This window comes from Dictyobacter arantiisoli, assembly GCF_008326305.1.
Taxonomy (GTDB): domain Bacteria; phylum Chloroflexota; class Ktedonobacteria; order Ktedonobacterales; family Ktedonobacteraceae; genus Dictyobacter; species Dictyobacter arantiisoli.
In genome coordinates this window covers 158,362-178,881 of record NZ_BIXY01000001.1, presented here as the reverse complement: position 1 = coordinate 178,881, position 20,520 = coordinate 158,362, and the positions used below count along the sequence as shown (strand labels likewise).

The following is a 20,520-nucleotide window of genomic DNA, read 5'->3' as shown; positions in this document are numbered from 1 at the left end:
CATCCTACCAGTTTATCGAGCTTTGTTCAGCGCGAAGGCAATTTACAGCTCGTAGAGGAAGTATATCAGATGGAGAGCGCTTTTTCCAGGAACATTTATACCAATGCTCATGCATGAGTTTTCTCAGCCAGGGTGCTCAAAAAATTTTAGTAGTGTTGCATAGAATGTTCTGCAAACACTCTATGCAACACTACTAAAAAGCACACAGGCGCGTCAACGCCTTAGTGGGTTATTTCCTGGCCGATTTGCCAGCGCAGGTTAGGCTTGCGGGCAGCCAGAGCCTGATCCAAACGACCTACAACGGTGGTATGGGGAGCTGTTTTGACAAGCTCTGGATTTGTCCGCGCCTCTTCGGCGATCTGATGCATGACGCTTACAAACTGGTCGAGCGATTCTCGTGTTTCGGTCTCGGTAGGCTCAATCATCATAGCTTCAGGTACAATCAAAGGGAAGTAGACAGTGGGGGCGTACATGCCAAAGTCTAGCAGGCGTTTGGCAATATCGGTTGCCGTGACACCGCTCTCTTCTTTTTGTTTGCGTGCCGTGGCTACAAACTCGTGCTGACAGATCAATGGATACGCGATCTCATAATCCTCAGCCAGTTCATGTCGCAGATAGTTGGCGTTGAGGATGGCGCTTTCAGAGACATGACGCAGACCATCAGGACCGTTAAAGCGGATGTAGGTATAGGCACGTACCAGGACACCAAAGTTGCCCAGGTTGGCACGTACTTTCCCAATCGATAACGGACCGGCATCCTCCCAATAGTAGCCCTGTGCATTCTTTGCGGGCAAGGGTCCCGGCAAGAAGGGGACCAGATGCTCTTTAACTCCGATAGGGCCTGCACCAGGACCACCACCACCATGCGGTGTACTACAGGTTTTGTGGAGATTAAAGTGGACGACATCGAAACCCATATCGCCGGGACGCGTAATACCCATCACTGCATTGGCGTTGGCGCCGTCATAATACAATTGTCCACCGACGGCATGGATCATTCGACCAATCTCAGCAATTCTGGCATCGAAGAGACCCAGGGTATTGGGATTGGTCAGCATGATGGCCGCTACATGATCTCCATGCGCCTCCAGAACGGCTTTTAGGCCCTCAATATTGATACCGCCCGTCTGACTATCCGTCTTGATTTCGACGACCTTGTAATCGGCCAGGGTTGAACTGGCGGGATTTGTGCCGTGGGCATTATCTGGAATAAGGACGATATTGCGCTCTCCCTGGCCCTGATGCTGATGGTAAGCTTTGATCAACATCAATCCAGTTAGTTCGCCGTGGGCACCCGCTGACGGTTGTAATGTCACACGTGCCATACTGGAGATCTCAGCCAGATAGCGTTCCAATTCATAAATCAATTGGATTGCGCCCTGTACCGTTCTGGCTGGCTGTAAGGGATGGACATGCGCGAAGCCCGGGAGCGCGGCCATATCCTCATTTACTTTGGGATTGTACTTCATGGTACAGGAGCCCAGTGGATAAAATCCTGTGTCCACGCCGAAGTTGCGTTGTGAGAGATGGGTATAATGGCGTACCACCTCGATCTCACTGACCTCGGGTAAAGGAGCTGGTTCCTTGCGTAACAAAGAGGCGGGGATCAGGCTCTCTAATGATTCGGTTGGAACATCCATGCTTGGCATGGTGGCTGCTCGTCGTCCCGGCGTACCCTTCTCAAAAATCAATGACTCTACGCTCATGCCTGCACCTCTTTCAACACATTGACCAGAGTATCAATATCTTCTTTTGTACGCGTCTCTGTCACACAGAAGAGCATACAATCATCCATTCCAGCGTAGCTCTCGCCGAGTGGATAGCCGCCAATAATATCAGCCTGCTCAAAGGCTTGCTCTAATTTCTGGATCGATACAGGACTCTTGATGACAAATTCGTCAAAGAAGGGTCCGTTGAAGGCGGCTGTAAAGCCAGGGATGGCTGTGATCTGTCGGAATGCGTAGTGAGATTTCTGAAGGCAGAGCTCACCCAATTCGCGGAATCCTTGCTTACCTAAAGCCGCCAGATAGATGGTGGCTCCAACCGCTAACAAGGATTGATTGGTGCAAATGTTTGAGGTAGCGCGCTCACGTCGAATGTGTTGCTCGCGTGTCTGCAACGTCAGCACATAGCCTGTCTGTTTACTTGGACCTTCTTCAATTGTCTGACCAACCAGACGACCGGGTAAGAGGCGCATAAATTTCTGTTTGGATGCGATAAAGCCCAGCGCGGGGCCACCATAGCTCATCGTATTGCCGAAGCTCATCATTTCGCCTACCGCGATATCGGCATTGTACATACCTGGAGTTGCCAGGGCTGCCAGGGATGCCGGTTCTGTTATCACCGAGACAAACAGCGTCTTACCCTGATGTGCGATTGGCTCAATGGCCTGCATATCCTCAAGGCAGCCAAAAAAATTCGGCTGCTGTATCACAACGGCTGCTGTATTTTTGTTCACGGAAGCCTTAAGATCCTCAAGCGAGGTCACACCATTTTCAATGGACACTTCTTTGAGTGTAAAGCCACGCGAAAAAGCATAGGTCTGTAGTACCCGGCGATATTGTGGATCAACACCGGCCGACATCACGATTTCGCCGCGACCACCAGGGCCAAGTGCCATCAAGACAGCCTCTACCACAGCCGTCGAGCCATCATAGAGCGAGGCATTTGCAATATCCATCCCCGTCACCTGACAGACCATCGTCTGAAATTCATAGGTCGCCTGAAGCATGCCCTGGCTGACTTCTGGTTGGTAGGGCGTATAAGAAGTCACGAATTCAGAACGTTTTTGCAGGTGCGGCACAACACTGGGAATAGAACGGTCGTACGTCCCGGCGCCAAGAAATGAGATATTTGTATCCAGGCTTTTATTTTTTGCCGCCATGCGGATCATCAAGCGTTTTAAATCCGGTTCAGGCAAGGCGGAAGGCAGATCCAGCGCCTCCGGTAAGCGTACTTCGGCGGGAACGGGCGTCAATAAATCCTCTAGCGAAGAGAGGCCCAGCCGTTCTAACATCGCCTGCTGCTCTTCTTGCGTATTTGGCACATAGCTCATTAAGTGAACTCTCCCATGGGTTTAGCGACTCTTCCATAGGCATCGTTAGAGAAGATACACCTATGGAGGCCACTAGAATATAACCAGATCAGCATAACTTTAGTACAGACATTCTTTTACTACGATGGAGTATTTGAGTACCTACCTCTTGCGGCATACCTTATAGATCAGGATCATGAGGAAGACAGCAACGTGGGTGGGGCGCTTGCATAGTAAAATGCAGCCATAGCCAGTTTCCACACAGGTATCGTGATACATCGCGAGCCAAAAGAAAAAAAGTGCATAGTATGCAGTGATTGAATTGCCATCAGAATTGCCGCTGTTGCGCGGCCGATTCCTCCCATTTGACCGGGTGGAATACTATGTCTGTTCTTCAATGGTTGCTATCATTATAGCGCATACAGCCGCCCTATATCCAAAAGGGCTATATCCAAAGAGAAGTAATATGGACAAACTGCCCATATTACTTCTCTTTGGCGGTGCCTGTATGAGGGTTCGCCCGCTATGCGGGCGAGAATTTAATTATATGTTGTGCATAAAACGTTCTTTGAACGTTTTATGCACAACATATAATTAAAAAGATTGGCGGCCATGTTTGTTAAAAAGATTGGCGGCCATGTTTGTTAAAAAGATTGGCGGCCATGTTTGTTAAAAAGATTGGCGGCCATGTTTGTTAAAAAGATTGGCGGCCATGTTTGTTAAAAAGATTGGCGGCCGTGTTTGTTAAAAAGATTGGCGGCCATGTTTGTTAAAAAGATTGGCGGCCGTGTTTGCTAAAGCTTTTTAGTGGCTGTATGTGTTAAAAATGTTTAGCGACCTTGTACGTATTCCAGGTATTGATCGACGTCCAGCAATGCATCCAATTGGGAGGCGTCGGAAAATTTGATGCGTAACATCCAGCCTTTGTCATAGGGATAATCGTTGATGTATTCCGGATTTTCTTTGAGGTCTTCGTTGGCGCTGACTACATTACCGGATAGCGGTGAAACCAGTTCAGAGGTGGCTTTGACCGATTCGATGTCGCCGAACTTTTCTTCGAAGGCGATCTCTTGACCGCTTTCCCAGGGTAATTCGACATAGACGATATCTCCGAGTTGATCCTGGGCGTAATCGGTGATGCCAATGATTGCTTCGTCGCCCTCTACACGTACCCATTCGTCGGTTTTACTATATTTGAGGTTGCCAGGATGATTCAGGCTAGCCATTGTTCTCTATCTCCCTTCATCAGGACGGTTGTTGTTTTATTGTCGTGGATGTACTTCTTATTGTCGCTTATAAAAGGGCAAGGCCACAATCTGAGCAGGTACACGCTTGCCACGGATATCTACAGAGATCTGGTTGCCAACCTGTGCATACGGTGTTTCGACATAGCCCATGCCAATGCTCTTTTGCACCGTTGGGCCAGGTGCACCACTGGTTAAGCTTCCGATCTGCTGCTCACCTGCGTAAAGGGCATATCCACCACGCGGCACACCGCGTTCGAGCAATTGGATACCAATCAATTGACGCTGTGGGCCTTCAGCTTTGACTTTCTGCAAGGTTTCACTTCCAATGAAGGGACTCTTTGCCAGTTTCACTGTCCATCCCAGACGGGCCTCCAATGGATTAGTCTGCTCGTCCAATTCATGACCATACAGACAGAGACCAGCCTCCAGACGCAAGGTATCACGGGCACCCAGGCCAGCAGGGAGCAATCCCAATGGTTTACCAGCCGTCAGGAGTGCATCCCACAAGGCGGGCGCATCGACCGAGGCACAATACAACTCCAGACCATCCTCGCCAGTATAGCCTGTGCGCGAAATAAGACAATGGATTTCACCCACCTGTCCGGAGGCAAAATGGTAATAGCGTATACCAGCCAGGTCTGTCTCTGTGAGCGGTTGCAAAATAGCCTGTGCCTGCGGACCCTGCAAGGCAATCAGGGCCGTGGTGTCTGATTGATTGGAGATTGAAACGCGCTGGAATTGCTGCGCTTGACCCTCCACCCAGGCAAAGTCTTTCTCAATGTTGGCTGCATTTACGACCAGCATATAATGATTCTCTGCCAGATAATAGATCAGCAAATCATCGATTACATTTCCATTGGGAAGACAGAACTGTGTATAGAGTGCTTGATGGATAGCCAGACGGGAAACATCATTGGGCACAAGATATTGGAGAAACGCCAGAGCATCCTCTCCCTCAACCTTAAACTCGCCCATGTGACAAACATCGAAGAGGCCCGCGCGGGTACGAACTGCCTGATGTTCATCTAAAATACCACTGTATTGTACCGGCATCTCCCAACCACCAAACTCAACCAGACGCGCTCCCAGGGCACGATGCTTCTCATAGAGAGGAGTACGTTTGAGTTGTGAGTTGGCACTGTCGTGTGTAGTCATCTCGGTCATTAACAAATGCTCCAGTGCGCTTCAACAGACGGAACTACTTCAGCCTCACCACAAACGGCGCAGCGAACGGAAGTAGGAAATAAAATTGTACCCGTTCACTATATCAGATTTTTCTGGCGATCACAATAAATTTTGTAACTACTCAGGTGCCCATGCGACGGGGAAAGGCGTACCAGTAAAAACTGCAGCCATGGCTTCCATCATGGAACGACCTTGTTTACGCATCGTTGCAAGGTAACTTCGGATGATGCAAAAGGCGGTCGCACCTTCAGGACTGCGGAAGGTCCCAGAAATCTTTTGCTGCACTTTGATCATCCGAAGATCTCTCTCTGCCTGGTTGTTCGTAAAGGGCACGGAAAGGTCGTCCAAGAAATACAGGATATTTTCTGCTCGGTATAAAAGGGCATCAAGCAGATTTTTGGAGGCGTCTTGTTTCTTGCGACCAACCTTCTTTGGTATCCGGTCGTCGATAGGAGGTGCCTGTGCCGTATATCTGCTCAATCCAGAAGCAAGCGTTGCAAAATAGCGAGCGATCCAGTCATCTCGTTCCGCCTTTGGGATGGCTTTAGCTCCTTGGGTACGCCAGTACTCCGCCGCCTTGTTCATGGCAAGCAGGAGGTCGAACATGCTTTGTGCCCATGGCTGCTTTTCTTGCTCTGCCACATACAAGCAATCTCGAAGGAGATGGGCTCCACAGAGGCTATGAGTGCATGAATAGCGATCGTAACTGGACCAACGATCATGCATCGCTCGACCTTGAAACTGCGGCCAGATCCCAATACTTTCCAATGCCTCGTGCCCTCGTTTCCGATGCCAGCTATAGAGGGTTAGCCACTGGGTTGCATTCACATGCACCCAATGCAAAAGACCCTTAACACGTATTCCCGTTTCATCGGCATGCTGGAACTTGCCACTGATGAACAAGGCTTTGAGACGTTGAATGGTTGGCTCTAAGTGGGTGGCAGCTTCTCCAATCCAATTCACCAAGCTCGCTTCTGAAAGATGGCACTGGCAGAGATCTTCGAGCACCTCACAGGTCCGTGCCATGGGGAGCAGCTGAAATTGCGACAGATACACCGCCAACGCTTGCACATTGGGACCGTATTGCGCTGGAGCATCTACCCCCGCCGGAAAACGTGCTCGCGTGAGATGCTGGCAGGCGGGACAACAGATTTCTTCCACGTGATGTTCTCTCACGTGGAGGCGGATCTCTGGGATATCATGTATCTGGCGCCGCTCTTTCACACGACCGACTTCCTGCTGCAAATCAAACTGGCAGACTTCACAATGGGTGGGGCGATGAGAACGTATTTCATCTGGAGTGCGAACCTGCAAGAGTGAGGTTCCCTGATGTCCTTTTTGCCCACCCGAACGTTTTTCACTCTTTTTCCTTGCTTTGCCAGGTTTACGCCCCAAGCCATCACTGGATGGAGGTTTGCTACTATTATGGCTATCTTTCCCCAGCCGTCTTTCGAGCTCTTCAATACGGAGTAACGCCCGCATCAAATAGGCTTCGAGTTCCTCAATTCGCTGATCTTTTTTTGCCAGTTGCTCCTTGAGGTCTCTGAGCTCTTCTCCCTGTTTTCTTACCTCTTCTTCTGTCATACTTTTAGTTTACCAGCTTTGTCTAGCCTACCTCTACAAGACCTAAGTAGTTACTAAATTTTCAGTTTTAAAGACGAGCAATCCACGAAAACTGATAAGATGCAGGAAAAATTAGGCATCGCATGGAGCGCAGTGCAGGTCGATGCCTACGTTTTTCGATATCTATATCAAAAATATACAATTAATACATCCAGGATCAGTGTATGCTGTCTTGCAGGTCGGCGTATGCGCCGTTATGGGCCAGAGTGAGATAGGAGAGCATGGGGATCAGTTGTGCGGCAATAGGTGAACCCCAGCCTGTGGTGGCATCCCAGCCTGGACCGGCTGTATTTCCCTGGAAGACTGTGATGAGATGATGGTTATTCATTAAGGGTAAAGTATTGGAACCACTGACGATATCGTGAAAAGCGGCTGCGTAAAGCGTGCTGGACTGCCCGATGACATAGAGGGCGGAGTTGATAAAGCCGATGCGTCGGTTGCCATATTGATCGGCGAGCGCAATCAGTCCTGCCCATTGTGGTGCGCCAGCACTGGTTCCTCCAAATTCATAGATGCCGCCCGGCCCTTTTTTGCCTTCCGACCAGACACTGATGACGCCGTGGAGTGGAGAAGCATCATAGGCAACATCGGGTAGGGCGCGTCCATGCTTGCTATCAGATATAAGTTGTTGATAGAATGGCATACTGATCAGCTTACTGAAACCGCCACCAGTTGCTTCATTTTTGGTGGGCTCACTCCAGGTTACTTCATTATGGTATTGTCCTGTAATGGCATCTGCATCGAGTGTGGTGCCGCCTATGCCTGTGACTAATGGATCGGCGGCGGGAATGGATACTCCTTTGAGCCAGGCATTCCCATCACAGGTCTGTTGAGCCGTTCCTGTATCGCCAGCCGAGGCCAGCAAGGTTATTTCTTTGCGGCTGGCGGCATAAAAGGCTTTGTGCCAGGCTTCTTTCCATTGGGATGTGGGGCAGTTTTCCTCTTCGCCAAAGCTCATAGAAATGACATCACCCAGATTATGGTCGATGGCATAGTTGAGAACATGCACGAGATCGCTATCGTCGTCGCTTTTGGCCTCAACCAGTACAATTCGCGCTCCGGGAGCAATCGCATGCGCCCACTCAACGTCCAATGTGATTTCACCGGACCAGTTGATCTGGGTTGGACTCCTGGCATTCCATGTGGGGACACCGTAGGGGGCGATAACCGTGAGAGGCGCGGACTGTACGGCAAAGCGTTGATTGAAGGCCGCCATATCCTTTGCTAAATCAGGAGCTTGATAGGCGTCTAGGATGACAATAGTGCGCCCTTTGCCAGTAATGCCCTGTTGTAACAGGGGAGCAATACTATACGCTGTATAGATCTGTTGTACACCATAACATTTATGGGGTGAGGTATTGGATTGGCATTTGTACTTTTGATCATGAAGCTGCCCGATATAGCTATATTGAGGCGCAATCCTGACGCTCTCTGGGCGCATATGCGTATGGATAGTGGTTTCCTCAACGCAGAGAGAGAGCAACGTTGTCAAGCCACTAAACAGCATCAGGCAGATAACGGCACTTATGACGAGGTGACGGGAAAGAGCGTATTCCAGCATCAAAGCATTTCCTTTTGTTTTGTACAATTACGAATGATAAGCGTATAGTAATTATATATAGTATAATTGTAGGAAAAACAGCAGAAGATCACAAAGACCATGGCGAGTCCAACTTTGGGCAACAAAGAATTTGTCGCCCAAAGTTGGACTCGCCATGGTCTTCGCCATCCTGGTGCATGAGTTTTCGCACCTGCGGTGCTCAAAACTGTTTTTATTGTGTGGTGCAGAAAAGGTGCATATCACCTTTTCTGCACCACACAATAAAAAGGGTGCAGGCGCGCATGCGCCTGCCAGCAGGTGAGCAGCAAGATCCCGCTGGGAGTGGGAATCAAACACTTTGTTAAAAATCTTTGAGCTGGCTTCGATGTGGAATACCCAGGATGCCGGGTTTCTCGATTGATAGGGCGGCTACATAGTTAGCGAAATCAACCGCCTGCGCGGGATCGTGATGACGATCCAAATGCGTTAAGAAGGCAGCGGCAAAGACGTCCCCGGCACCGGTTGGATCGACCTCTTGAGCAGGATAGGCGGAAAAATGGCGCATCTGACCATGTTGGAACAGGGTTGCACCATGCCGACCATCGGTTGCCACCAGGAGTGGTACCAGCAGGCTCCAATCCACTAATAACTTATCAGCGGCGGCGCGATTGCCGTCTGCGAATGGTAGCAGATCATCATGGCTTAAAATCAGGACATCCAGAGCAGGCAATAGTTGTTCGGCATCCTGCCAGAGTACCGGTGACACGCGGCCAGTGGCATCCCACTGGCGCAACCAGCCTTGCGGGGTCGCGGCCAGCAGCATCCCTGGCTGGCGCGCAAATTGTTTGATCATGTCACTGGATAGTTCTTGAGCCAGTGGGCCAAAGAGGACAATGCGTGCGCACTCGCACCAGGTGGAGGGGATATCCTGTAGAGAAAGATCAGGGGCGCGGGCATAGAGATATTGGGTGCGAAAACCATCCTGATAATGGTTCGCGAAAGTGGTACTCTGCTCGGTAGGAGAGATCTGCAAGGCAATTCCAGGGAGTGCTTCGGGCAGTAATTGCGCCACTTCTGGATCTGCGCATGTCACGATAGCGGCGGTTAATCCCAAATGATAGGCCGTCTGCGCCGCAAATGTCACTGTACCACCCAGCGTAAATGAACCATCATCCTGTACGTCCCGTGCCACATGTCCCACTGTCAGAAACTCAGGTTGTTGAATCACAGCAAGTTTATCCTTTCTCGCTGTCATTAGAGAGCAGCTTGCTTGAGCAAGATTGCCAGATAGAACAAACCCTTGCGGCTGTTGTCGGATAGCAATAAAGCTGATAGATCGCTTTCGCTATCCGGGCAACAAACGCAAGGGTTTGTTCTATCTGGTATCAACGTGTTCGGCTCTCGTTTCAAAGAGAGCGAGCAGTTAGCGAGCCGGGCGCTTGAGCGAAATAACTACGCGCCGTTCTTCGCCTTCACCGATACTCTCGGTACTAATATCCTTGCTCTCAGCGAGGGCAATATGCACGATGCGGCGCTCGTGTGGTGGCATCGCCTCAAGCGCGATTGAGCGTCGATAGTTGCGTACCTGTTGCGCCACGCGTTGAGCGAGCGAACGCAGATTCTCCTCACGTCGTTCGCGATAGTTCTCAGCATCCACAATAATGCGCATGCGATGTTTTGTGCGATGGCTCACAATCAGATTCACCAGCAGTTGTAAGGCTGCCAATGTCTCACCACGGCGGCCAATCAGGAGGCCCAGATTTTCATTAATCCCACGAATATTCAGGGTCAAAGGATTGGTTGTACGCACCTGTATGGTTGCGTGAATACTCATATAGCGTAAGATATTCTGCAACACATCAACGGTAATCTCAACATCCTCGCGCGAAGGATGTTCAACATCCTGTATTTCACCGCTGGCGGCAGCAACGGTTGCCGCCTCTATTAGCGGCTGCAAAGACGGCTCAGAAGAGGCAATGAAGGGCATCGGTTCATTATCTTCATCCTCTAAATCCTCCTCCTCCTCCTCTTCATATTCCTCTTCCTCATATTCCTCTTCCTCTTCTTCCTCGCTGATCTCTTCATCCGTGTAGAGATCCTCATCCTGATCGGGTAGAGGAATTTCGATATCGCCTGAGCCCAGAATAGCGTCAGCCAATTCAGGAGTGATAATAGCACCTGCTCCACGGGAGTCAGTCACGCCAGCGCGCACTGTCACACGCACGCGGGCATCTTTACTACCCAGGCCAAAGGCTTTCCGACTGGGCTCCTGTAGAACAGCGACCTCCACCTCTTCACGGCGCTTATTCAGGCGGCTGAGCGCCTGCGCAATTGCCTCATCAACACTTTTGCCACTAGCCTCTATGCTTTCCACTTTTCTGTGCCTCCCTGTAAAAATTATCTATGGATACGCATCTGTTGTGGCCGACACAATAGATGCGAAATGCGCATACTGGATGGTTACTTAACGTGCTCTCTGGGTATTATTACGTCGGCGTGCTGAAGCGCTACCATTATTGCGTTGACGCCGTGTATATTGAGATCCACCGCTTGTTCCATTCGTGCCGGTAGCTGTACCTGCGGGTTTTGGTGTTGTGCGCGCATTCGATATGGGCTGTGAATTTTTACTGCTCTTGCTATTCGCCAGAGTACTCTCCACGACAGCTGGACGAGCGGTACTCGTTGTGCTCCCCTTACTCGTAGTAGCAGGACTGCCGCCGGTGAGATCCTTCAGGTTGGGCTTGGTCAACAACGCCCCCCAGCCAGTCACAAAGTATTGTTGCACGGCCTGGAAGATAGAAGAAATGGTCCAGTAGAGAGCCAGGCCAGAAGCGACGTTCCAGGCAATAAACAGGGTGAAGAAAGGCATAATATACTGCATCATCTTCATCGACTGTTGCGTTGGATCGGCTGGTGCCGGAGTGCCATCTGCTTTCAAAACCGGTTTTGGCTGTGACATACGCAATTGGATAAAGGTAGCCAGACCGGCGACGATTGGTAAGACGTGCGAAGGATCGGCGGCATTCAAAGGCAAAGCCCAGGTCCAATCGACATGTAAAATTGGATTCAGGAACGAGAGCCAGGTAAACCAGTCGAGGTTAAAATGAGGAACATACGTGAAATGAGGAACAAATGGATAAAGGTGCGCGTTCAGATCGCTCAATTTGTCGGTCTTAATACCTGTGCTAAGTGCAAAGTAGAGACCATAGAGAACTGGCAATTGAATTAACAATGGCAAACACCCGGCCAGTGGATTCACACCATATTCTTTATAAAGCGTTTGCAGAGCTGCCGCCTGCGCCTGTTGATCATTTGCGTATTTTTTCTTGATTTCCTGCATTTGTGGTTGCAACGCCTGAGTCGCTTTGGTAGATTTCAGTTGTTGCAGCGTTAAAGGGAAAAGGATCAATTTGATGATCAGTGTCAAAACAAGGATTGAAAGACCAAAATCACCAAAGAGGTGATAAAGGATGATAAGACAATTGAAAATGGGGAAAGTCAAAATGAGATTGAACAAATTAGCTATTTGACCCACAAGAACACTCCTGCCTTCCTTGATCAGTTACCCAGATGCTCGGGGACTGGATCATAGAGGTCACCATGATAAAAGGGATGGCAGCGGCCAATACGTTTGATAGTCATCAAGCCGCCACGGAAAAAGCCAAAGCGTTGAATAGCCTCATATCCGTAATGTGAGCATGAGGGAGTAAATCGACACGATGAAGGCAGGATTACCGACAGCGTGTGCTGATAGACACGAATCATTACCAGTGCGATATATTTCACGTTACACACCCTTGCGTATATTCAACTCTTGGTCTCCACTTTGGGAGCGTGTTCAAGGAGTCGCGCCCGACGTAACAACGTAGATATATCCTGTATCAGAACAGGTAATCGTATATCAACGATCTGATTTCTTGCGCTAAATACTAAATCAAAACCGGAAGGGATATCCGCAATATAAGGACGAACCGCCTCTGCAAGCAGGCGTTTGATATGATTTCGCCGCACTGCTCGTTTGGAGATGCGTTTACTCACAACAAATCCTACTCGCAGTGCTGCTTGATCATTTGCTTTCCAAGCGAGGATAAGCAGCCGGGATGACGTACTGCTTCCCTGCTGCCTTACTCGCTGGAAATCACTATTCTTACGTAAGCGTACCGCACGATTGAGTGCCATAATGCTATCCAGGCGAGCCTAGACAGTTAAGCTCCAGCGCCCTTTGGCGCGGCGTGCTTTGATCACACGACGTCCATTGCGGGTGGACATACGCTTCATAAATCCATGTTCACGTTTACGCGGAATGCGTTTTGGTTGCCAGGTGCGTTTCATAAGACCCTTTCATAGCCTCCACTCAAGATATCCCGTAGATTATAGCGAGTATCAGACGTACTGTCAATTCTACGGCAAGAAAAACTTCAGAACTTTTCAATAAATGTGATCGAATAGTGAGGAGTTTCTTCCCCTTCCAACCAGATACCCGCTACGTTTCTCAGGATGGAGAAGCAAGCTTCTGGCATAGTGTCAGGCTTGCTTCTCCCCATATATTGTGGCATGGGAAAGTCCTGCTTTGCTCTTTTTTACGCGGTTTTGAAGCGCAAGAGCACGCGTCCTAAACGGACCTCGTCATTGTCATGCAGCGGGGTTGGCGTTTTGCCCGCCAGACGTTGACGATTGAGGAATGTGAAATTAGTACTATTTTCATCCTCAAGCATATACTGACCATTGTCTACAAAGATTCTGGCATGTAAGCGTGAGACGCCACCTTCTTCACCGGCATGGGGAGTCAGATCCACATCGGGATAAATGTTGCTGACGGCATCTTCGCGACCGATGGTGATATTCTCTTTGCCACTCAGGTCGAATTCTTGATTGTCGGCCTCAACAATCAATCTTGCCTGCAAGGCACTCGGAGCAGCAACTGCGGAGCCTGTCGACTGTGGAGCAGCCTGTGCTGCCGTATTTGACTCGGGAGCGGCTGAAACGGCGGCCGGAGCCTGTGCCACTGGGGCGGGCGCGCCTAACAGGCTAACGCCACAGTTGGAACAAAAAGCCTCACCGGCAGGATTCTCCGCGCCACAGGATGAGCACGTCTGGGTGCCAGCTGGTGACGCCTGGTTGCCTGGCGCGGCCTGGGCCGCCGGAGCCGGTGACTGAGCTGCAGGAGCTGGTGCTGCCGCACTCAGTGGCTCACCACATTCATCACAGAATGCCGATCCATCAGGATTATCATGGCCTAAAGAGCATTGTACCGACATAAGAATGTATCCTTCCTCTGTCTTATTGTTCTATACACAGCTTGTTTAACATCATCGTAAATGCATTTGCGCAGGTAAATTCCTCGTTTATGGAAGTAAGAATGGCCGATGGCCTGCTCCTTATGGAAGCAAATCATCCAGACGTTGCGTCAATTTACGCGTCTTATTTCCGATAGATTTTACCTGTTCTTGCGAAATTTGCTGACCTTGATTGATCTGTTCAATCGCCGAAAGCGTTTCGGCATCCAGGACGCGTGTCACATTTGGCGCAATTTTTGTTGTCGCCTTTCCGGTGCGTTTATATTCATCCAGAATGCGTGTGACCAGGCGTTGTGCATTTGATTTTTCGGCAAAGTTCATGACCAGAGCATTGACCTGCGAGTTTAAATTCGCGTCATTGCTAAAGGTCACTTTAATATCTTCCCGAATTTTTTCGCCCACCAGACCGACGACTGGTACATCGTAGGACAGTTCAGCCTGAGCGATACGGAAGAGCCCTGCCGGACGTGGGTCAATCATCAGCTCGACAAGGACCGATTGTGCGGTATCTTTTTCGAGATCACCCAGATTGATCACAACCTGACGGTCGGATAGCGCATTGGCTTCTACATCGCGGATGAGCGGTAGAACCTTGACGGCCTTCCGTGGTGACACGCCTGTTGGCAGGCGTAATGTCACGGTCGTGTTCCGAACGGCGACGGCCACCGCGCTCTGTACCTGCTGCTCAAAGAGGCTCATCGCGTCGGTTGGTGATTTGATGAACTCAGCTGGCGGACCGCCGCTGAGCTGACCAATGTCATCCAGCAGTCCTTCATCCCAGTCAGAGCCAATGCCCAGAGGATAGATCGCAATACCAGCCGAGGCGGCCTCCCGCGCTAACTGGCGACAACGATCAGTATCACCGTATGTTACCCCATCTGTCAAGAGGATCATACGGTTGACTGCATTTGGAATATTCCAGCGCCGCAGTTCACCCAGACCCTGCGTCATACCCAGGGACATCGTCGTGCCGCCAGCATCCTGGATACGATCTATGGCTGCCTTCATGCCTGGTTTATCATTGGCTGGCATCGAGGGAATAATGACCTGTGCGGTATCATCAAAGATGATCACAGAAATGTAATCGCTCGGCTCAAGACGATCAATCACCATCTTCACTGCTTCACGGATATTTCTCAGCTTCGCGCCCTTCATCGAGCCTGAATGGTCAATCACCAGGGCAAAGTTCAATGGCATGCGTACCTGTGCCATTAAAGCCGTCGGTTTGGCTTCTAATAAAAGATATGCTAATTGGCTACCACCAGTTACTGGCATATAATCCTTGCCTAGTTGGTGGACCAGATTTACCTCTCCGGGCATATTGCATTTGCTCCTTTCGCATTCGGCTGGTTTCCCAGTATATCATACTGCTTTCTGTATCTACAGCATTGGAAGTGATTTTCGTGCTTGCAAACCTCATCTCCAGCGTGCCGCAGAGCAGTCGGGAAACTCAGCCGTTAGCGCACAAAAACGACGACTGCGCTGACATTGTCTTCTCCACCATTCGCATTAGCTACCTCAATCAGTTGTGTGCAGGCGGCCTGTGGATCAGGTGCTTGATTGAGTAGATCGGTGATCTGTGGATCGCGTACCATTTCCCACAGTCCATCCGAACAACTCAAGAGGATATCGCCGGGATGAATCTGTTGAGTAAACAAATCCACCTGTACATTCTGCTTATCCCCAATGCTGCGGAAAATCTGATTGCGCTGTGGATGGGTATACACATCATCCGGCTCAATCAGACCACCAGCGACCAATTGTCCAACCAGCGAGTGATCGTTCGTTAACTGATAGAGTTTTTCATCTCTTAACATATACGTACGACTATCGCCTACGTTGAATATATACGCATGATCCCCGATAATCATAAATCCCGTCAGCGTAGAGCCCATGTCAGATTTGTCTTTTTGATTGATCTGGCAGAGGGTAGTATTGGCTCCTTCAATCGCGCCACGCAGCAGTTCTTTGTAGGTCTCATCATCCGTGGCGGGAACCGCCTCGCCGGCTTTTTCGGCCTGCAAGGGAGCGAGCAAGAGTTCGCGGGTCACGCGTTCGGCGATCAAGGCGATGGTCGTGCGGCTCGCGCCCTGTCCATTGGCATGTCCGCCCATACCATCGGCAACCACATACAGACCAACTGGTGTGGAAATCGACTCATGCACGCGTTCGAGTGTCAGGGTCAGTGTACTATCTTCATTCGGCTCACTACGGCGTACTGTGCCGGCATCAGAGTTGCTCGCCCCGATCAGATGAACACCATTGGGAAAGGCTGTTTGTGTTGTCTGTGGTTGTTCCACAACATAGGTGTTCTCGTTATCCACAAAGGTATTGACGATTTGTCCCTGTAAGACCTGGGCTTCATCACCTTGCTGTGCCGTAGCAGAATACTCATGTAGCACATAGGAGGCATTGAGCAGTTCTGCACCACAATCAATACAAAACTCGTCGCCTTCAGCGTTCTGCTCAGAGCTACAATTCCAGCAATGCTGATATCCCTGATGATCCGTGACGACGTATACATGTTCGTTGTCTGCTGTATTCAGTACCTGCGCAATCTCATAGCGACCACCAACGATGGTACCTACTTCGGCTGCTGGCGTTATTGTTGGCGTGGCATTCGCCTCCGTGCCTGTCTCTGCTGGTTCTGTGCCAGTTGTCTTCGCTTCAGCTTCTGGTTCATGGTCATTAATAATTGGTTCCACGTTCTCCTCTTCCTGTGCAGGCGCTTCAGAAACATTATTTTGTGGAGGAGCACCCTCTGCACCCTCTGTGTGTGTCTGTTCTGGTGTCGTTTCGCTGCTGACCTCCTCTGCCTGCGTCTGCGGTGTTATCAAGAGCGTCGGGGCATCAGCGATATCGTCATATTTCGCGCCAATCTGTTGCAATTGCTGCTCATGCTCGGCCTCCTGTTTCCAGCGTCGGGCATGAAATTCCAGCATCTGCTGCTGTGTTAAAATCTGGGTTGGTGCCTGACTGATATCCTCTTCTGTTGATACGTCTGGCTGACTATTTTCGGCCTCAGTCGTGGCAGGTTCAGATGCAGGCGTTGCGTCAGTAGATGGTGCCTGTGGCAGTTCCTCTGCTGCAGGTACTGTCGTCTCAATATATTCAGGTGCCTCGGTTGATGTCGGCTGTGGATTGGTATCTGTATCCGAACCTGCTTCAGGCGTGGTATTCGCATGCTGGGAGGAAGGCGTTCTCTGTATCTCAGCATGCTCGATAGAGTCAGGCTGTTCCACGGTTGCTGGTTGCCCGGTACTCACCTCATGCGCGTCATCAGCTATTAATAGCTGACCACAGCCTTTACAGAATCTAGCATTATCGCGGTTTTGTGTATGACACAACGGACAGAGCATTCCTGCCCTCCTTTTAAAGTTGTTTTTGTATGCGAATAGCTTCGGCATTCTGAGGATCGCGCTGAAGCGCCTCTTTGACCATCTGCCGGGCATCCGACTTCTTTTTTACATTGAGAAAACAGCTAGCCATAGCGCTATAGAGAGATGATGACTGAGTCTGTATCTGGAGCGCACGCCGCAAAGCACTCAAGGCAAAGTTCCATTCTCTGGCCTTCATATGGGCGCGGCCCAACTCATACCAGCCTTCCCATAAAGCAGGATCAATCTGAGTGGCACGTTGCAGAGAAGCAATGGCGGCAGGAAGATGGTTCTTCATTTCAGTATAGAGGCGTCCCAGCGCGACTAAGATCAACGCATGATCTGGACTAATTTCCAGACCACGCTTGAAGTAAGAGATTGCCTCAGTGTTTAAGCCTTGCTCGCTGGCTACTAATCCTAATTGATAGTAGACCGCGGGATCATTAGGCGCCAGGGCCAGTGCTCTTTTAAAGGCCGAGGATGCCTGATGGTACAGCTTGAGATCGCGATAGCACATCCCTGATTGAAACTGGGCATCCAATGCATCCGGCTTTATATGTAGCGCCTCTTCAAAATGCTTGGCAGCCTGCTTCATATTTTCGGCATAGAGCTTTTGATCGCTTTCGCGCACCGCCTGTCCATATTGACGATAGGCACGACCGAGATTATCAAGCGCCTCAAAATTCACAGCTCCCCGCGTGCGCGCCAGTTGGAACTGACGAATCGCCTCAGGAAAGTCGCGCTTTTGCAACGCCTGCGTCCCAGCACGAAAGGCCGTTTGCGGATCTGCCACCGCCGTCGCCGTGACCGGACGCGCCAGAATTGGTTGAACTGGCCGTGCTTGAATACCTGCGTTAGAGGCTGGTACGACTGGTCGTGCCTGAATGCTGCCATTGGATTGTACGGGCCGTGCCTTAATTGGTTGGGATTGTATAGGCCGTGCTTGAATGGCGGACTGTACAGGTCGTGCGCGAATGGGTGCGCGAGGTGGTTGAGCGCGCTGTTGCGGTGGCGCGATTGAAGCTCCCTGGACCAGGGGTTGTCCATCGCGTTTACAAAATTTGGCTCCTGGTCGATTCTGAAAGCCGCATTTGGGACAAATCGCGCCACCACCATTCAATGTTTGAGATGTTGTGCCCATTGCCGGTACCATAATGGTCGCGTTGGGCGTCAGGGCAGGAATCTGGATGGTGGTTGGAGCAGCCTGATTGGGCAGACATTGGTACAGGGCCACGCGCATCGCTTCAGCACTTTGAAAGCGCTGCGCGGGATCCTGTTGCATTGCCTTAATAATCACCTGCTCCACCGGACAAACTGTTTTGTTTCCCAATTGGATCGTACGAAGACGGGGATTTTTTGCCAGTATGCTTCCCTGCGGTGGAGTCTGGATCGGGTCTGGCTCATAGTTCGTGAGCAAGTGATACATGGTCGCACCCAGTGAATACATATCAGAACGTGCGTCCGTTTGCACCAGTTTGCCAGGATTCTGAGCTGTGCGCCGTTGACCAGGCATGGTAATCGAACCCAGATGCTCAGGTGAGGCGTAGGAAATGGTCCCTAGATTCTCTGTATTGGTTCGTTTATTGGCATCGAAACGGCGTGCAATGCCGAAGTCGATCAATTGCACCTCATCATCTGGCGTAATCATAATATTCCCGGGTTTTAAATCGCGCAGAATGATGGGAGGATTGCGCGTATGAATATAGGTCAGGGCTTCACATACCTGAATCATCCAGCGTATTACCTGCTCCTCGGGTAAGGGACCTCGGGTGGTTTCAAGAATTTTCTCCAGGCTACGCCCCGGAACAAATTCCATCGCGAAGTAATAGTTGCCACGTTCCTGAAAAGGCAACATCAAGGCCGCGATACGTGGATGTTTCAGACCCCGCAGCAGGGCAATCTCTTTATTAAAGCGTTCAATCGCAGATTTGCGATCTTCTTCACTGGTATTTGGACTGATCAGCAGTTCTTTGACAGCATAATAATAGGGAGGAGTACCTGGTGGGGTTCCGATCTGTTCTACTTTGTAGACGGTGCCCATACCACCTTCGCCAAGAATCTGCACAATCTTAAATTTTCCGTCAAGGACCGTACCTATTGGGAGGGCCATACAAACATTTTCTCCAAATGCACTCAGGATGTTTACAGGGCACTTATATGCACAACAATCGCTGAGATGTTATCTTCTCCACCGTTGGCATTTGCCAGATCAATCAGGGCGTCGCAAATAGCTTGCGGACTCTTTTGCTCACCAAGCGCGCTGCGTAGATCCTGATGCCGTATCATTTCCCATAAGCCGTCGGAACATAACAATAATTTGTCACCCGGTTGCAGCACTTCATGGAAAATATCTACCTCGACATGTTTATGTCCAGCACCCAGAGAGCGATAAATCAGGTTTCTCTGCGGATGGGTATAGACATCATCTGGGTCGATTTGTTTCGATTCGACCAGCCTTGCGACCAGTGAGTGATCACGAGTCACCGGGGCTAATTTGTCTCCTCGTAACAGATACGTACGACTGTCGCCAACGTTGGCAATATAAGCCTGATCATTTTGAATTAATGCTGCAGTGACGGTACTACCCAGGCCACGGGCCGATGATTTTTTCTCACCATATCCCACGATAGCTTTATTGGCCTGTTGTATGGCTGACTCAAGTTGATCTCCAATCAAGGAAACGGCCTGTGTTTCAGGCAACTTCTGAGTTTTCTGTTTCGCGGATGTGTTTGCAGGGGTAAATTTTAATTTTACTGTCTGGTCAGGGTCAAGCGCTGATTTTTCCAGTTTGATAGTAGGTTGATCATGTACAGGTTTGAAGAAAAAATCCAATTCCCTACTCATTGTCTCGACGGCCAGCCTGCTTGCCACCTCTCCTGCCTTATAGCCCCCCATGCCGTCAGCCACAATGAATAGACCACGATCACCATTTTCTGAGGATTCCACGCGTTTATAGGCTGAATCTTCATTTTGATCACGTTGTTTTCCAACATCTGTTTTATCAGCAGCAGTCAGTTTTAAATGCATAGTAAATTACCTCACCCAAGCAGGAGACTCCTCTGGTCCGTTACATGTCCACTATAGCATATAGGAGTATTCGTGACAATTGCAGCATGCCGAATGTTCTGAGCTTTCCAGATCTCTGTTTTGCCGCCTGCAGCGGTGGAAAGAGAAGAGAGAAGATGGGATGGCTATCCCTCTGTCCCTCCTGTATGAG

Annotated in this window: 17 protein-coding genes; all 17 read right to left on the bottom strand. The window is 50.1% G+C overall.

All coding sequences use genetic code 11. The features are described 5' to 3' along the window. Positions 1-221: 221 nt before the first annotated feature. Positions 222-1,706 carry an aminomethyl-transferring glycine dehydrogenase subunit GcvPB gene (gene gcvPB / locus F1593_RS00665; protein WP_149399271.1) on the bottom strand — a complete coding sequence of 495 codons (1,485 nt, stop codon included), beginning with the start codon at positions 1,704-1,706 and terminating at the stop codon, positions 222-224. Next, positions 1,703-3,055 carry an aminomethyl-transferring glycine dehydrogenase subunit GcvPA gene (gene gcvPA, locus F1593_RS00660; protein WP_149399269.1) on the bottom strand — a complete coding sequence of 451 codons (1,353 nt, stop codon included), beginning with the start codon at positions 3,053-3,055 and terminating at the stop codon, positions 1,703-1,705. The genes gcvPB and gcvPA overlap by 4 nt, the downstream gene beginning before the upstream one ends. 809 nt (positions 3,056-3,864) lie before the next feature. Then, on the bottom strand, positions 3,865-4,251 hold the full coding sequence (gene gcvH / locus F1593_RS00655) for a glycine cleavage system protein GcvH (RefSeq protein WP_371873768.1): 387 nt from the start codon (positions 4,249-4,251) through the stop codon (positions 3,865-3,867). A gap of 66 nt (positions 4,252-4,317) precedes the next feature. Further along, complete coding sequence (gcvT, locus tag F1593_RS00650; protein ID WP_149399478.1) at positions 4,318-5,436, bottom strand: glycine cleavage system aminomethyltransferase GcvT; 1,119 nt, start codon at positions 5,434-5,436, stop codon at positions 4,318-4,320. 147 nt (positions 5,437-5,583) lie between these two features. Next, positions 5,584-7,050 (bottom strand): IS66 family transposase, encoded by a 1,467-nt coding sequence (gene tnpC, locus F1593_RS00645; RefSeq protein ID WP_149399264.1) that lies wholly within the window; start codon positions 7,048-7,050, stop codon positions 5,584-5,586. 196 nt (positions 7,051-7,246) lie between these two features. Continuing rightward, positions 7,247-8,650: a S53 family peptidase gene (locus F1593_RS00640; RefSeq protein WP_149399262.1), complete on the bottom strand. Its 1,404-nt coding sequence runs from the start codon at positions 8,648-8,650 to the stop codon at positions 7,247-7,249. 340 nt (positions 8,651-8,990) lie between these two features. Further along, positions 8,991-9,857 carry a PfkB family carbohydrate kinase gene (locus F1593_RS00635; protein ID WP_172631758.1) on the bottom strand — a complete coding sequence of 289 codons (867 nt, stop codon included), beginning with the start codon at positions 9,855-9,857 and terminating at the stop codon, positions 8,991-8,993. A 195-nt stretch (positions 9,858-10,052) separates the two neighbouring features. Continuing rightward, the gene (gene jag / locus F1593_RS28120; RefSeq protein WP_172631757.1) at positions 10,053-11,003 is read right to left on the bottom strand and encodes an RNA-binding cell elongation regulator Jag/EloR; all 951 of its coding nucleotides are present in this window, start codon (positions 11,001-11,003) and stop codon (positions 10,053-10,055) included. 90 nt (positions 11,004-11,093) lie between these two features. Continuing rightward, positions 11,094-12,164: a YidC/Oxa1 family membrane protein insertase gene (locus F1593_RS00615; RefSeq protein ID WP_172631756.1), complete on the bottom strand. Its 1,071-nt coding sequence runs from the start codon at positions 12,162-12,164 to the stop codon at positions 11,094-11,096. Positions 12,165-12,187: 23 nt separating this feature from the next. Next, the gene (yidD, locus tag F1593_RS00610; RefSeq protein ID WP_149399253.1) at positions 12,188-12,415 is read right to left on the bottom strand and encodes a membrane protein insertion efficiency factor YidD; all 228 of its coding nucleotides are present in this window, start codon (positions 12,413-12,415) and stop codon (positions 12,188-12,190) included. A 21-nt stretch (positions 12,416-12,436) separates the two neighbouring features. Beyond that, on the bottom strand, positions 12,437-12,808 hold the full coding sequence (gene rnpA / locus F1593_RS00605; RefSeq protein ID WP_149399251.1) for a ribonuclease P protein component: 372 nt from the start codon (positions 12,806-12,808) through the stop codon (positions 12,437-12,439). A gap of 18 nt (positions 12,809-12,826) precedes the next feature. After that, on the bottom strand, positions 12,827-12,961 hold the full coding sequence (rpmH, locus tag F1593_RS00600) for a 50S ribosomal protein L34 (protein ID WP_149399249.1): 135 nt from the start codon (positions 12,959-12,961) through the stop codon (positions 12,827-12,829). A gap of 248 nt (positions 12,962-13,209) precedes the next feature. Further along, positions 13,210-13,887 carry a double zinc ribbon and FHA domain-containing protein gene (locus F1593_RS00595; RefSeq protein ID WP_149399247.1) on the bottom strand — a complete coding sequence of 226 codons (678 nt, stop codon included), beginning with the start codon at positions 13,885-13,887 and terminating at the stop codon, positions 13,210-13,212. A 120-nt stretch (positions 13,888-14,007) separates the two neighbouring features. Then, positions 14,008-15,246, bottom strand: a complete 1,239-nt coding sequence (locus F1593_RS00590; RefSeq protein ID WP_149399245.1) for a vWA domain-containing protein — start codon at positions 15,244-15,246, stop codon at positions 14,008-14,010. 137 nt (positions 15,247-15,383) lie between these two features. Continuing rightward, positions 15,384-17,285, bottom strand: a complete 1,902-nt coding sequence (locus tag F1593_RS00585) for a PP2C family protein-serine/threonine phosphatase (protein ID WP_172631755.1) — start codon at positions 17,283-17,285, stop codon at positions 15,384-15,386. Positions 17,286-17,298: 13 nt separating this feature from the next. After that, the gene (locus F1593_RS00580; RefSeq protein ID WP_149399241.1) at positions 17,299-19,413 is read right to left on the bottom strand and encodes a serine/threonine-protein kinase; all 2,115 of its coding nucleotides are present in this window, start codon (positions 19,411-19,413) and stop codon (positions 17,299-17,301) included. Between the two features lie 32 nt (positions 19,414-19,445). Then, positions 19,446-20,330, bottom strand: a complete 885-nt coding sequence (locus F1593_RS00575; protein WP_149399239.1) for a PP2C family protein-serine/threonine phosphatase — start codon at positions 20,328-20,330, stop codon at positions 19,446-19,448. Between the last annotated feature and the right edge of the window lie 190 nt (positions 20,331-20,520).